Here is a 12,291-nt window from a genome sequence, read left to right on the forward strand (position 1 = left end):
AGTTTTTATTCTTATCTGTATAGCTAAACTTTTAATTATTTTTTAGGGATATTTGCTAAAATCTCTTTTAGAAAACTCCAAAACTTCTGTGTTGAAGGGATATTTGCCTTCTCATCAGGAGAATGGGCCCCTCTGATAGTAGGTCCGAAACTTACCATTTCCATTTCAGGATAATTAGCACCGATAATTCCACATTCTAGCCCTGCATGACAAGCTACTACATGAGGCTTTTCTCCAAATTTTTCAGTGTAAATTTTTTCCATCAACTGAACGATTTCAGAACCGGGTTTCGGTTTCCATCCAGGATAAGAGCCACTGAATTCAGTATTCATTCCAGCTAATTCAGCTACTGACTTTAATTGCTCGGCTACAGAATATTTGGAAGATTCAACAGATGATCTTGAGAGATTTAAGATTTTCAAACTTCCGTTTTTTAATTCGACCCTTGCCACGTTGTTTGAAGATTCAACAAGGTCTTTTACATCAGGACTCATTCTGTAAACTCCATTGTGGAGTGATTTCAAAGTCAGAATAATCTTTTTTGAATTTTCCTCAGACAGAGCCTTTTCGGAAGTGGTAGTATTCTCAATATTGATTTGAAGATGAGGTTCTATGGTGGCGAATTCTTCTAATATTTCTTTTTTAAGTCCTGCTGTTATTTCCTCAATGAATTCATGGGCATTTCTTACTGAAATAATAGAAACAGCCTCTCTAGGAATTGCATTTCTCAGTCCTCCTCCATCAATGGAAATCAACTGAATATTTTCTTTTGCTAATGCAGTATAAAGCAATCTACCTAAAATAATATTTGCATTTCCGAAACCTTTGTGTATGTCCATTCCTGAATGTCCTCCTTGTAAGCCTTTTATTTCTATTCTTACAGCTTGTCCATGAGAAGCTTCAGTTTCATAGTCTTGGGTAATGGTTACATCAATTCCTCCTGCACAACCTATATCAATTTCATCATCTTCTTCGGTATCAAGGTTCAACAAAATGTCTCCTGTAAGTTGGTTAGGCTGTAAACCTAATGCACCTGTCATTCCTGTTTCTTCGTCAATGGTAAATAATGCTTCTAGACTTGGGTGTGAAATATCAGAGCTTTCTAAAATGGACATGATGGTGGCTACTCCCAAACCATTATCTGCCCCTAATGTGGTACCTTGGGCCTTAACCCAATCTCCATCAATCTCCATTTTAATTCCTTCCGTTTCAAAATCGAAATTAATATCATTATTTTTTTGGCATACCATATCTAAATGAGATTGTAGTACAATGGATTTACGATTTTCCATGCCTGCACTTGCCGGCTTTTTTATAATGACATTTCCTACTTCATCTACAAGTGTTTCTAGCCCTAAATTTTCACCAAACTCTTTAATAAAGGCTATTACTTTTTCTTCTTTTTTTGATGGTCTTGGAACCGCATTTAACTTAGAAAAGTTTTTCCAAATTATTTGTGGTTCTATGTTAGATAGTTCCATGAAATTTTATTTTTCCCAAAATTACGAAATAAAAAATGCTCCCGTAAAATTAGGAGCAGTCTTTTTATTTTTTAAAGTAAGTCAGAAAAACTTTAAAATGAAAGATTATTAGAGGGAGTTAGTGGTAACTAGCATCCACATTCACCATAGATAGGCATAGTAATACTGGCACCATCCGATTTTTCGATCGTTAATGTGCCTTCAAATAATAATGCTTCTTCATTTTTTACTTTTTTTCCTTTCACGGAAATTTTATAATTTTCACTTTCTATTTCTTTGTTTAGATCTTCATCTACTTCCATATCACTAGATGAAAGGAGGTTCATAGAAAGTCTTTTACCGTCTAGTTTCATATAGGCAGTTTTACCTACATCGTCTGCATAAATAAATTTTTCTGCCTCAAAGTCTGATTTACTTTTAGCAAAATAGCATGAACATTCTTTTATTTCTTTTGGAAAAGTAAAATTTTCAACTAAAATATTTCCCGAAGAAATTTCTGTTTTAGAAGAATCCTGACCTATTTTTAATGTATCTGCAGGTTTTACATTGAGCGAAGTTTCTTTATTTTTTTGACAAGCAATCAATGAGAATGCTGAAAAGAAGATGATTAAATGTTTCATCGTTTGTGGTTTTTATATCTTACCCTCGTGCTCTTTCTAAAAGAACCATCATTAATAATGAAAGAATTACCAAACTTTCATCCTCGTCATCAATATCAATTATTCTGTCTAATTGAAATCTTCTTCCGAAAAATGAGGGCATTTTTTTTAATTTAAAATATACTTTCCCGTCAACTCCTGTAACTGAATATGTTGGATTGAGGAAATAACCCGTGAACATTCCAATAATAGGAATTTCACCTACAACCCCGTCGAAAAATCTTACCCAAGCATTATCTTCTTGAATTTTAAATTTAGACTGGTCGTTGGCGTCTAAAATATCGTAGCTAGCTTTCCAGATAGATCGCATTCCTTTTCTGGCAAGTCTCCCAAAGTTTTTATTCTGTAATATGTCATTGAGGGAATAGGAAGAGTTGAAGTCAATCCATTTATTGGCTTGTATTCTAAAAAGTTCTTTTGATTTACTTTCATCATTAAAAACGATAACGTCTTCCTTAAGTTTAAACATTTTTTGACGAACATACGCGACATAATTTCCATTTTTGTCGGTAATATTGAAATCACTTGCTAATGTACTTATTTTAAATTTAAAGTCAAGTGGATAATTTAAATTGTTGAGTGCCATTTACTTTATTTTTTTTCAAATTATTATGTTGCCCCAAAGATAAATTTTTATTACGAAAATGAAAATATTTTCTTATAGATAAAAACTTAAATACTCATCTTTTTATATTAATTTTGTAATTATGGATTATCCTAGTAAAGTTTTAGCAAAGGCGGTAGATGAAATTTCAGGATTGCCGGGAATTGGTAGAAAGACGGCTTTACGCTTAGCGTTACACTTATTAAAGCAACCCAATTCAAGGGCTATAAATCTTGGGAGTTCTCTTATTAATTTGGTGAATGATATCAAATATTGTAAAGAGTGTCATAATTTTTCAGATTTTGATATTTGTGAGATTTGTAATAATGAAAAGAGAAATGACGAACTTGTATGTATTGTTGAGGATGTTCGTGATGTGATAGCTATTGAAAATACAGGAAAGTATACCGGGAAGTATTTAATTTTAGGGGGCAAGATTTCTCCAATAGAAGGGATGGGGCCACATCAACTGAATATACCAAGTATTGAAAGGAAATTGAATGAAGGGAAAGTTAAAGAATTTATTTTTGCTTTAAGTGCAACAATGGAAGGCGATACTACGGCCTATTATATTTATAAAAAATTTAAAAATGCAAGGGTAACTTTTTCAAGTATTGCAAGAGGAATTTCCGTGGGTGATGAGTTGGAGTATGCGGATGAAATTTCTTTGGGAAGGTCTATTATCAATAGATTACCTTATAATGAAAGTAACTCTTAATTTTGATTATAGCTATTTATTCTTTTAAAAATACATGATTTCTGTTATTATTCCAATTTTTAATGCTGAAAAAACAATTATTAGAACTTTAGATTCTGTTAAAGCACAGACAATTGGAGTAGATATCTTTGAAATTATCATTATTAATGATGGTTCTACCGATGAAAGTAAAAATGTCATTGAAAAATATATCATAGAAAACCCTACGATGGCCATTCAGCTTATTCATCAATTCAATAAAGGGGTTTCATATGCTAGAAATGTAGGATTGAAAATAGCTAAAGGAGATTATATAGCATTATTAGATGCGGATGATGAGTGGTTGCCTGAAAAAATAGAAAAACAGTTAACATATTTTCAGGATATAAATTTACATATTGATTTTCTTGCTACAAGAAGAAATAATAATAAAATTCTTTTTCCTTATTGTGTTATGAATCATCTTGCGGAAATTACGTTTAAAAAACTCTTGATAAGAAATGAAACACAACCTTCAACTGTACTCTTTAAAAGAAAAGTTTTAGAAAATACGGGCTATTTTAACCCCGATCAAAGATATGCTGAGGACTTAAATTATTGGATGAAAGTATCAAAGAACAATAGGATGTATATTCTGGATGAAAGCTTAGTAATAGCTGATGGAGGAAAACGAACATTTGGAGCTTCAGGTCTTTCGGCTAATCTTTCGGCTATGGAGCAAGGTTTTCAGAGGAACTTAAAAGAGATGTATAGTGTAAAAAGAATAAACTTTATTCAATATATTTTACTTATGCTCTTTTATAAAGCTAAATATATACTCTTGCTAATAAGGACCTATTATTATAACTGGAAAGATAGAAAGGGAAAAAAATACCTATAAAAATATTTTATAACACAGAAGGAAATGAATACAAAGCTATCGATTGTTATTGTTCATTATAATGTAGCTCAATTGCTTAAAAGCTGTCTTTTATCTATTGAAAAATATGTAACGGAAATAAGCTATGAGGTTATTGTTATTGATAATCATTCTACAGATACGTCATGGAAAGATCTTATTGTCGAATTTCCCAAAGTAAATTTTATTTTCTCTGAACATAACGAAGGGTTTGCTAAAGCAAATAATGAAGCCATAAATCAAGCAAAGGGTGAATATATCCTTATTCTGAATCCAGATACTGAAATTGAAGGATTTTACATGGAGGATGTTGTTGATTTTGCTGATACCCAGTCTAACTTTGGATGTTTAGGGGTAAGGATGCATGATGCCAAAGGAAATTTTTTACCTGAAAGTAAGCGTTCCATACCCGATATGTTTAATTCGTTTGAAAAGCTATTTGTTAATTTTAAAGAGAATAGTTCTAAATCCTATTATAGGAATGATATTGGTGAATATGATATTGCTGAAGTAGAGGTAGTAACAGGGGCATTTTTATTAGTAAAACAAGAAGTCTATAAAAAAGTAGGAGGATTAGATGAATCTTATTTTATGTATGGTGAAGACATTGATTTGTGTTATACATTATTAAGAGAAGGGTATACCAATTATTATTATGGTAAATCTTCCATTCTTCATCATAAAGGAGAGAGTACGGTAAAAGATAAAATATACCTTAGTCGGTTTTATGGTGCCATGCAGATTTTCATTAATAAGTATTATAAAAATTCAAAACCATTGCAATATTCCTTTATGAAAGCAGGATTAAGCCTTCGCTATCAAATAGAGAAAATCAAATTAAAATAAAAAAGCAACCCCAAAAATAGAGTTGCTTAACTATTGTATATAAAATTATTATTTGCTTATTTAGTTGGAGCTTCTTTTACCGGTGTTGTTTGTTTAGCCGGGGCTTCTTTTTTTACTGGTTGTTGGGCTGGAGCTTTTTGAGAAGGTTTTCCAGTAATTACAACACTTAAAAGGATCAACACAATAATGGTTCCTCCTAAAGTCCAAGTTGCTTTTTCCATAAAGTCATTGGTTCTCTGTACTCCAAATTGTGCAGATGATGCACCTCCAAAAGTACTGGAAAGACCTCCACCTTTTGGATTTTGAGCCATAACAATAATTACCAGTAAAACGCTAGCAATCATAACAAGAACCATCAAGAGTGTAAATATAGTATCCATTAATTCTGATATCTTTTTGAATGGGCAAATTTAATCTTTTTTTACTGAATAACAAAAAAGATGAAGGTAAATATTATTAAAAATAAAAATGACAACACAAAGTTGCCATTTTCATATGAAATTAAGATAATTCTTATTTAAAATCGGTATCTTTAGCTTGATTGAGCTGATAGGATTGTACGGCTAAATTGATATCCATTCCACCCATATTTTGAATAATGGTGAATGGGAATTTTACTCCTGAAACCTCTTTATAATCAGCATAGCTTGTTGGGATAGATCCTCCTTCTCCTGCTTTTACATCTCCGGTTTTTAATCCGGTTTTTACGCTATAGTAGTACGTTGTTTTTTCTCCTTTTATCACATAAGAATCCTCATTGTTATATTTCTCAATCCCTGAAAGTTTATATTCTGAAGATTTTGCAAAATTCAATTCAGGGAAAAGTTCAGTTTCTTTTGCCATTTCTGCTTTCTGATCGTTACTTAAAGGAGCTTTTTTTCCTTGCGCTTCCATATATCCATCTTTTCCATCAAATACAATCTTTTGAACAGTATTTCCCATCATGCTGATATTCATAGACATTTTTCCTCCTTTTGCTTGTATCATTTTCATGCTCATATCCATTCCTTGAACTTTAGTAGTCGCATCGGTAGTGATGGACGTGATTTTTTGTAAGGCTGCACTACCTCCAATAGCATTGATGTATTGATCAGCAATAGATCCTATGGTAACATTTGCATCGACTTTTTGTGCAGTTGGTTTTGTTACGGGATTAGCATTCGGGTCAAAATATTTTACAGGATATCCAAGCTTTTCAAGTCCTTCTGAAATATCTGATGCCTTTCCCGCAATAAAAATTCTACTTTGATTAGGTAAAATAGTTGTTTTTACTGCATTTGATACATCTGAAGCGGTTACTTTATCGATTGCTTTTAAATAGTTTGTATAGAAATCTCCCGGAAGATCCTGCACTTTTTGATTTAAAGCAAATCGAGCAATAGTTTCAGGTTTTTCTAAAGACATAATAAATGAACCTTTCAACTTTGCTTTAGCGTTTTCCAACTCTTCTGGTTTAACGGTAGAAATAGCGTTCAGTTCATTCATAAACTCTTTAACCGCTTTGTCTGTAACTTCATTTCTTACACTGGCCTCTGCAGAGAATTCCGGTGAATATTTGCTAGCACTCATACTGGAATAGGCTCCATAGGTAAAACCATTTTTTTCACGAAGATTCATGAAGAGTCGAGCTTCACCACCGCCTCCTAGGATATAGTTTGCAATGGTAGCGGGAAAGTAGTTAGAATCCTTCATTTTTAGACTGTTGATGTTATTTAGAGAAACAACAGACTGAACAGCAGAAGGAACATCTACGATATTAATTTCAGTTTTTTCAACATTAGATGCAGGTTCAATAGGCGTAAATTTTGTATTGGATTTTTTCCAATTTCCAAATAATTTTTCAACTAAAGGCTTAACCTGATCTAATTTCACATCTCCTACAATAACTAAATATGCATTATCTGGAGTGTAATATTTATTATACACATTCTGAACATCAGATAATTGTATTTTATTGATAGACTCAACTGTTTCAAATTCTCCCCTTGATGTATTCTTTCCATACATTAAAGCTCGGGAAACTCTTTCTGCTATTGAAGAAGCATTTTTTTCGTCGGCTTTTAATCCTTCTATCGTTCTTTCCTTAGAATTTTGAACTTCACTGCCGGAGAATTTAGGATTTATTATTGCATCAGACATTAGTCCCAGTACTTCCGGAAAATATTTGGAAAGAGTATTGGCAAAAGCTCCGTTGGATGAAAAACTTAAATTAGCTCCTAGAAAATCAACTTTCTTATTAAAGTCATCTTTGCTTAATGTGGTTGTTCCATTACCCAACTGATCTGCCATAATACTGCTTACCCCTACAATATCCCCCTCATAATAAGGAGGCCTATCCATAGTAAGGTTGGCATTTACTCTAGGGAGCTTATTATTTTCTACGATCATTACGGTAAGCCCGTTGTTCAGTTGGAATGTTTTTGGTTTAGCAATGTTGATGGCAGGGGTAGGACCTGGTTTTGGCATTGCATTAAGATCAATTTTTTGTGCAGAAAGCATTCCTGCAAATAAAAACGCTGCTGCTATATATGTTAATTGCTTTTTCATTTGTAAATAATTGTTATTTATAATCATTTTTTACCTCAAGTGTTTTATTTTTTTTCAGGCATGTAATTAATGATTATTCTTTGATTAGGATTAAGGTATTTTTTAGCAGCATTTTGTATATCTTGTCTGGTAATGGATCTATAAATATCGATTTCCTTATTAATAAGATTAGTGTCACCATTCAAAACATGATAAGTAGCCAATGAGGCTGCAATTCCTTGAATACTTGAATTTTGATTTACAAATTGATTTTCATATTGGTTTTGAATCTTTTGATAATCTTCTTCTGAGATTAAAGATGTTTGTAGTTTTTTGATTTCCGCATCAATATCAGTCTGTAATGTTTGTTTAGTTGTTTGTCCCATTGGGATAGCAAAGAAAGCAAAGATCCCATAGTCTTCAAGACCTTGGTTGAATGCTGCCACTTGAAGTGCTTTTTTCTCTTGATCCACTAATTTTTTGTATAAAACAGAAGATTTTCCACTGCTTAGATAAGACGAAAGCATATCTAATATATAGGCATCTTTTTCTTTATTACCTGGAGTTCTGTATGCGAAGACATAAGCTGGAAGCTGAATATTGGGGTCTGTAGCAGTAACTTCTTTCTCCTGAGTAATAGGTGCGTCTTTAGGGAAATCTTTTGGAGATACTGTGCCTTTAGGAATTCCTCCATAATATTCTTGAATCCATTTTTTGGTTTCCTCTGTTTTTATATCTCCTGCTACTACTAGGGTGGCATTGTTAGGGACATAATATTTTTTATAAAATGCTTGAAACTCTTCTAGTTTAGCGGCATTTAAATCCTCCATAGAGCCAATGGTAGGCCAATTGTATGGGTGATGGGTAAATAAGTTTTTTTGTACAGTTGTGAAAAGATTACCATAGGGTTGATTATCCATTCTTAGTCTTTTTTCCTCTTTTACAACTTCTCGTTGTGTATCTACACCCACTTGATTAATCACAGCATGACGCATTCTCTCAGCTTCCATCCAAAGACCTAATTGTTCATTATTTGAAGGAAATGTTTCATAGTAATATGTTCTATCGTTGGTCGTATTGGCATTATTTTGACCTCCGTTAGAAGAAACTATTTTGAACCATTCTCCTCTTTTAATGTTAGGTGTTCCTTCAAATAAAAGATGTTCAAAGAAATGTGCAAAACCTGTTCTTCCTTTTACTTCATCTTTAGCACCTACGTGATACATTACTCCTGTAGTCACTACCGGCGCAGAATTATCTTGATGAAGAATTACGTGGAGTCCATTGGATAAGTCATATTCTTCAAATTTAATTTGTTGTGCATTCAGAACTGCTCCGAAGAAAGCTGCTGCAGCAACAGAAAGAAGTCGTTTTTTCATAAAAAGTAGAAATTGTTTTGGGAATTAGTGCTAAAAATTCCTAAAATGTTACAAATGAAATGATGTAATTTTCAGACCCTATTATATTAAAAGCCCATAATCTTATTAAGTATTATGGGCTAAGCGTCAAATAAATTTCAAATCGAAATGCGGTCAAACTTTTATCTTATATCTATATTTTGCAAAAGTATCGTAAAAATAATCTGTCAATTTCCTTGGGAAGACTCTAAATGTAGATAGTATTTTCCAAGGAAGGGGGATGAGTTTCATTATTTCAAATACAGCTTCTGATTTTGTAAATACCTTTTTATCCATTATAAAATAAATGGTATTAAGATTAATAAAAACTACATCTAATTCCTTAAGGCTTGCTTTTGCCTGTTTGTCTCTCACAGGAATCATTTGAAGCGTGTTATTTTTGAACGTGCACCAGTGAGCAAATTTGCTGCAAAACTTGCATTTTGAATCATATATAATAAGAGGTTGAGATGTCATTGAAAGTATAAATTAAATTATTAATAAGAATTTGAAACTTCTTTATTTTCATATTTTACTGATGGATTTTTTGAAAATGAAAATAATGTACGGTTCTGAATTTTCTTTTTTAAAGCTCTATATTTGGGAAGCCAGAAGCTATCTTTATAGAAGAACCCTTGTACTAGAATAAATATAAATTGGAAGTCATACAACATCATAAAAATTGCGATTCCTGCATGTAGGCTTATCATACAAAGGACAACTACTGTTCTAGTTTTTTTAAACCAGACCAAAACAGGATAGTATAGTTCTAGAATCAACGTGAAATAAGTAGAAAAAACCACAAAGTAACTGTTTTGTGCCAATACACTATTTAGACTGGTTCCGGAAAACCTTTCCAATTGAAAAGTATAATAGGTTGCAACCCCATGAAACCAAACAGTTGCATTGGTTTTATGCAAAGCTGATAAGAAATAAATCATACACAGGTGGATGCATATTGAAAGTACAGATAGGTTAGAAAATACATTCGAAAGCGAATCTTTTTTTACTTTACTCTTATGGATAGCAAAATGAGTGAAAGAATTGGCAAATACCATATATAAAAGTAGGAATTTTAATAGATTATCTCCCCCATTTAATAAATATGGATTTAATTTCTGTAAAATGTCAGTCATTACAAATACCACAAAAGCAGTAACATTTTTACCGATACCAAATAGGTATAAGATAATAAAGAATAAATACATATAAATATAGGCATACATATTATCCTTAAGTATTTGTGTGTTGAATTTTATAAATTCAACAATCGTAGAAGGACTTGTTAAAAATTCATCCCCTTTATAGGTTAAAGATAACAGAGGAAAGATTTGAAAAACCTGCTTGATAAGCAGTAAGCATATTATAACTCTAAAAAAGCTTAAATAAAAGCTATTGTTGTTTGATGTTTTCAAACTTGTTATTAAATTTTTCATTTTGTAGTCTTTAAAGGGTGTAGGTTACTGGAAATAACAGTTTTTTCTTCTCTCCTAGTTTGGGAACTTTTATTTACATATTTCGGGATATCAATATTGGTAATTGTGATCTTATATTGAGTATCATTTTTTGGGATACCATTTTTTTCGGCGACTATTTTAGCATAGTTTTGAAGATTATGAAAGCTTTCTGTCTTTTCGATTTCCTCGATTACTTTTTTATTTTTTTCTTCAATCGAGGACGATTTTTGACTTCTTTTTTCTTCAACCTTAATAATATCATACACCTCTTTAATTTTATTTTGTACTTCATGCACAGAACCACAAATAACATAATCTAGTACATCTTGTTTACGGTTAAAGGGTGCTTTTTTTTTCTTTTCTTGTGTAATAGGAACTAAGGTCTCGAATGTTCTAACTTTTTTAGTATTAGTAATAAGATCATTATAAATGTATGAAAAATAGAGTCTCTCATTAAAAGTAGCGGGAGGAGCAAAGAATGACCAATTTTGATAAAAATGAGCTTCAAAATATTGACGATATTTTAAATCTCTCACATTCATAGGGTTTTCCGGAAATGTAAAAAAAAGAGTTAAAGACCAGTAGGCTATAAAAAGACAAAATGCTATAAATACTGCAATATTTTTCATGAGGTAAGGTTTTAGGTTATTAAGACTTAATTCAATTGTTTTCTGATTATAGGGGTGTGGGCATAAGACTAGTATATTACGAAGAAAATTATTTTGAATGGAGTTATGTAATTGATATAATAATCATTTTGAGTCCAATTTTTTTAATTCGTATGTTGTATCTAGGATTAGGTATAATACAATCAATTCTTTAAGTGTTTTTATAGAACCAGATCTTTATTAGATCTGGTTCGTTATGGTTTAGACTATTAATCAAACTGAGATGTTTTAGCTTGCTCAGAATTAATAAGCTCTTTTTCATTTGTGTTATTATCTATAGCTTTTCCTCCTCCAAAAAAGTAGTTTGTGGCAAAATTAGCTACTTGATATACTGCACTTGCAACGGCAAACCCCGCTCCTGCAACAGCAACGGGCCATTTCGATGTGGCTGTTTCCTTGAGCTGCATTTTTTCAATGGAAGCCGTTTCGGTTGAGCACGCTTCGATTTTTTCTTGAGATTTAAAACTCATTGAGATCGTAATTACGGCAGCCAATGCTGCGGTAGCAAGGATTTTTGTATTTTTATTAATTACATTTTTCATAATAATAGTAGCTATAAGGTGGCAACCCTTTTTGAGATTGGTTTTGGTGTAGATAGAGCCATGCTTAATAAAGACGTGGCTCTTTAAAAAATGTAAGTGAGCTGATTAGTCAAACTGGCTTGCTTTGATCTGTTCAGAATTGATAAGATCTTTTTCGTTTGCTGAGTCATTCATGGCTTTTCCTCCTCCGAAAAAGTAGTTTGTTGCGAAGTTAGCTACTTGTACGAAAGCACCTACTGCTGCTGCACTAGCTCCAATTGCTGCTACAGGCCATTTTGCTTCATTCATGTTTTTTATTTGAGCGTTTTGGATGGAAGCGGCTGTTTCGTTAGCACTCACTTCAATTTTCTCCTGAGATTTGAAGCTCATTGAGATCGTAATAACAGCAGCTAATGCTGTAGTAGCGATTACTTTTGCGTTTTTGTTGAATACATTTTTCATAATAATAATAGCTATAAGGTGGCAACCCTTTTTTTGAGATTGTTGTGGTGTTTATAAAACCAGTTTTAATAGAGA

14 protein-coding genes are annotated in these 12,291 nt (G+C 32.2%); 3 read left to right on the forward strand and 11 right to left on the reverse strand.

From position 1 onward, the window contains the following. Positions 1-35: 35 nt before the first annotated feature. From CHRY9293_RS08300 to CHRY9293_RS08310, 3 genes are all read right to left on the reverse strand, one after another. Positions 36-1,481 (reverse strand): aminoacyl-histidine dipeptidase, encoded by a 1,446-nt coding sequence (locus tag CHRY9293_RS08300; protein WP_162032570.1) that lies wholly within the window; start codon positions 1,479-1,481, stop codon positions 36-38. Positions 1,482-1,609: 128 nt separating this feature from the next. Next, positions 1,610-2,101, reverse strand: coding sequence for a hypothetical protein (locus tag CHRY9293_RS08305; protein ID WP_162032571.1), 492 nt, complete (start codon positions 2,099-2,101; stop codon positions 1,610-1,612). Positions 2,102-2,120: 19 nt separating this feature from the next. Further along, positions 2,121-2,726, reverse strand: coding sequence for an LURP-one-related/scramblase family protein (locus CHRY9293_RS08310; RefSeq protein ID WP_162032572.1), 606 nt, complete (start codon positions 2,724-2,726; stop codon positions 2,121-2,123). Positions 2,727-2,847: 121 nt separating this feature from the next. Between CHRY9293_RS08310 and recR the strand changes: the two genes are divergently transcribed. From recR to CHRY9293_RS08325, 3 genes are read left to right on the forward strand one after another with little or no spacing between them, the layout of a single operon-like run. Further along, complete coding sequence (gene recR / locus CHRY9293_RS08315; protein WP_122548062.1) at positions 2,848-3,462, forward strand: recombination mediator RecR; 615 nt, start codon at positions 2,848-2,850, stop codon at positions 3,460-3,462. A gap of 34 nt (positions 3,463-3,496) precedes the next feature. Further along, positions 3,497-4,321, forward strand: coding sequence for a glycosyltransferase family 2 protein (locus tag CHRY9293_RS08320; protein WP_162032573.1), 825 nt, complete (start codon positions 3,497-3,499; stop codon positions 4,319-4,321). A 24-nt stretch (positions 4,322-4,345) separates the two neighbouring features. Continuing rightward, positions 4,346-5,185, forward strand: coding sequence for a glycosyltransferase family 2 protein (locus tag CHRY9293_RS08325; RefSeq protein WP_162032574.1), 840 nt, complete (start codon positions 4,346-4,348; stop codon positions 5,183-5,185). Between the two features lie 56 nt (positions 5,186-5,241). Here CHRY9293_RS08325 and secG read toward each other — a convergent pair whose 3' ends face one another. From secG to CHRY9293_RS08365, 8 genes are all read right to left on the reverse strand, one after another. Next, positions 5,242-5,565, reverse strand: coding sequence for a preprotein translocase subunit SecG (gene secG, locus CHRY9293_RS08330; protein WP_122548059.1), 324 nt, complete (start codon positions 5,563-5,565; stop codon positions 5,242-5,244). 133 nt (positions 5,566-5,698) lie between these two features. Then, positions 5,699-7,732 carry a M16 family metallopeptidase gene (locus CHRY9293_RS08335; RefSeq protein WP_162032575.1) on the reverse strand — a complete coding sequence of 678 codons (2,034 nt, stop codon included), beginning with the start codon at positions 7,730-7,732 and terminating at the stop codon, positions 5,699-5,701. A 44-nt stretch (positions 7,733-7,776) separates the two neighbouring features. After that, positions 7,777-9,090, reverse strand: coding sequence for a M16 family metallopeptidase (locus tag CHRY9293_RS08340; protein WP_162032576.1), 1,314 nt, complete (start codon positions 9,088-9,090; stop codon positions 7,777-7,779). A gap of 153 nt (positions 9,091-9,243) precedes the next feature. Then, the gene (locus tag CHRY9293_RS08345; RefSeq protein ID WP_162032577.1) at positions 9,244-9,585 is read right to left on the reverse strand and encodes a thiol-disulfide oxidoreductase DCC family protein; all 342 of its coding nucleotides are present in this window, start codon (positions 9,583-9,585) and stop codon (positions 9,244-9,246) included. A gap of 20 nt (positions 9,586-9,605) precedes the next feature. Continuing rightward, a complete protein-coding gene (locus tag CHRY9293_RS08350) occupies positions 9,606-10,544 on the reverse strand; it encodes an HTTM domain-containing protein (protein WP_162032578.1) in 939 nt (312 codons plus the stop codon). Continuing rightward, positions 10,541-11,194, reverse strand: a complete 654-nt coding sequence (locus tag CHRY9293_RS08355) for a hypothetical protein (RefSeq protein ID WP_162032579.1) — start codon at positions 11,192-11,194, stop codon at positions 10,541-10,543. The genes CHRY9293_RS08350 and CHRY9293_RS08355 overlap by 4 nt, the downstream gene beginning before the upstream one ends. A gap of 248 nt (positions 11,195-11,442) precedes the next feature. Continuing rightward, positions 11,443-11,775 carry a hypothetical protein gene (locus CHRY9293_RS08360; RefSeq protein ID WP_162032580.1) on the reverse strand — a complete coding sequence of 111 codons (333 nt, stop codon included), beginning with the start codon at positions 11,773-11,775 and terminating at the stop codon, positions 11,443-11,445. A gap of 105 nt (positions 11,776-11,880) precedes the next feature. After that, positions 11,881-12,216 (reverse strand): hypothetical protein, encoded by a 336-nt coding sequence (locus CHRY9293_RS08365; RefSeq protein WP_162032581.1) that lies wholly within the window; start codon positions 12,214-12,216, stop codon positions 11,881-11,883. Between the last annotated feature and the right edge of the window lie 75 nt (positions 12,217-12,291).

Source organism: Chryseobacterium potabilaquae (assembly GCF_902728265.1).
GTDB lineage: Bacteria > Bacteroidota > Bacteroidia > Flavobacteriales > Weeksellaceae > Chryseobacterium > Chryseobacterium potabilaquae.

Excerpts from the sequence above, each read along its gene's own strand:
- CHRY9293_RS08300 (WP_162032570.1), bottom strand. The coding sequence starts at position 1,481 with ATGGAACTATCTAACATAGAACCACAAATAATTTGGAAAAACTTTTCT.
- CHRY9293_RS08305 (WP_162032571.1), bottom strand. The coding sequence starts at position 2,101 with ATGAAACATTTAATCATCTTCTTTTCAGCATTCTCATTGATTGCTTGT.
- CHRY9293_RS08310 (WP_162032572.1), bottom strand. The coding sequence starts at position 2,726 with ATGGCACTCAACAATTTAAATTATCCACTTGACTTTAAATTTAAAATA.
- recR (WP_122548062.1), top strand. The coding sequence starts at position 2,848 with ATGGATTATCCTAGTAAAGTTTTAGCAAAGGCGGTAGATGAAATTTCA.
- CHRY9293_RS08320 (WP_162032573.1), top strand. The coding sequence starts at position 3,497 with ATGATTTCTGTTATTATTCCAATTTTTAATGCTGAAAAAACAATTATT.
- CHRY9293_RS08325 (WP_162032574.1), top strand. The coding sequence starts at position 4,346 with ATGAATACAAAGCTATCGATTGTTATTGTTCATTATAATGTAGCTCAA.
- secG (WP_122548059.1), bottom strand. The coding sequence starts at position 5,565 with ATGGATACTATATTTACACTCTTGATGGTTCTTGTTATGATTGCTAGC.
- CHRY9293_RS08335 (WP_162032575.1), bottom strand. The coding sequence starts at position 7,732 with ATGAAAAAGCAATTAACATATATAGCAGCAGCGTTTTTATTTGCAGGA.
- CHRY9293_RS08340 (WP_162032576.1), bottom strand. The coding sequence starts at position 9,090 with ATGAAAAAACGACTTCTTTCTGTTGCTGCAGCAGCTTTCTTCGGAGCA.
- CHRY9293_RS08345 (WP_162032577.1), bottom strand. The coding sequence starts at position 9,585 with ATGACATCTCAACCTCTTATTATATATGATTCAAAATGCAAGTTTTGC.
- CHRY9293_RS08350 (WP_162032578.1), bottom strand. The coding sequence starts at position 10,544 with ATGAAAAATTTAATAACAAGTTTGAAAACATCAAACAACAATAGCTTT.
- CHRY9293_RS08355 (WP_162032579.1), bottom strand. The coding sequence starts at position 11,194 with ATGAAAAATATTGCAGTATTTATAGCATTTTGTCTTTTTATAGCCTAC.
- CHRY9293_RS08360 (WP_162032580.1), bottom strand. The coding sequence starts at position 11,775 with ATGAAAAATGTAATTAATAAAAATACAAAAATCCTTGCTACCGCAGCA.
- CHRY9293_RS08365 (WP_162032581.1), bottom strand. The coding sequence starts at position 12,216 with ATGAAAAATGTATTCAACAAAAACGCAAAAGTAATCGCTACTACAGCA.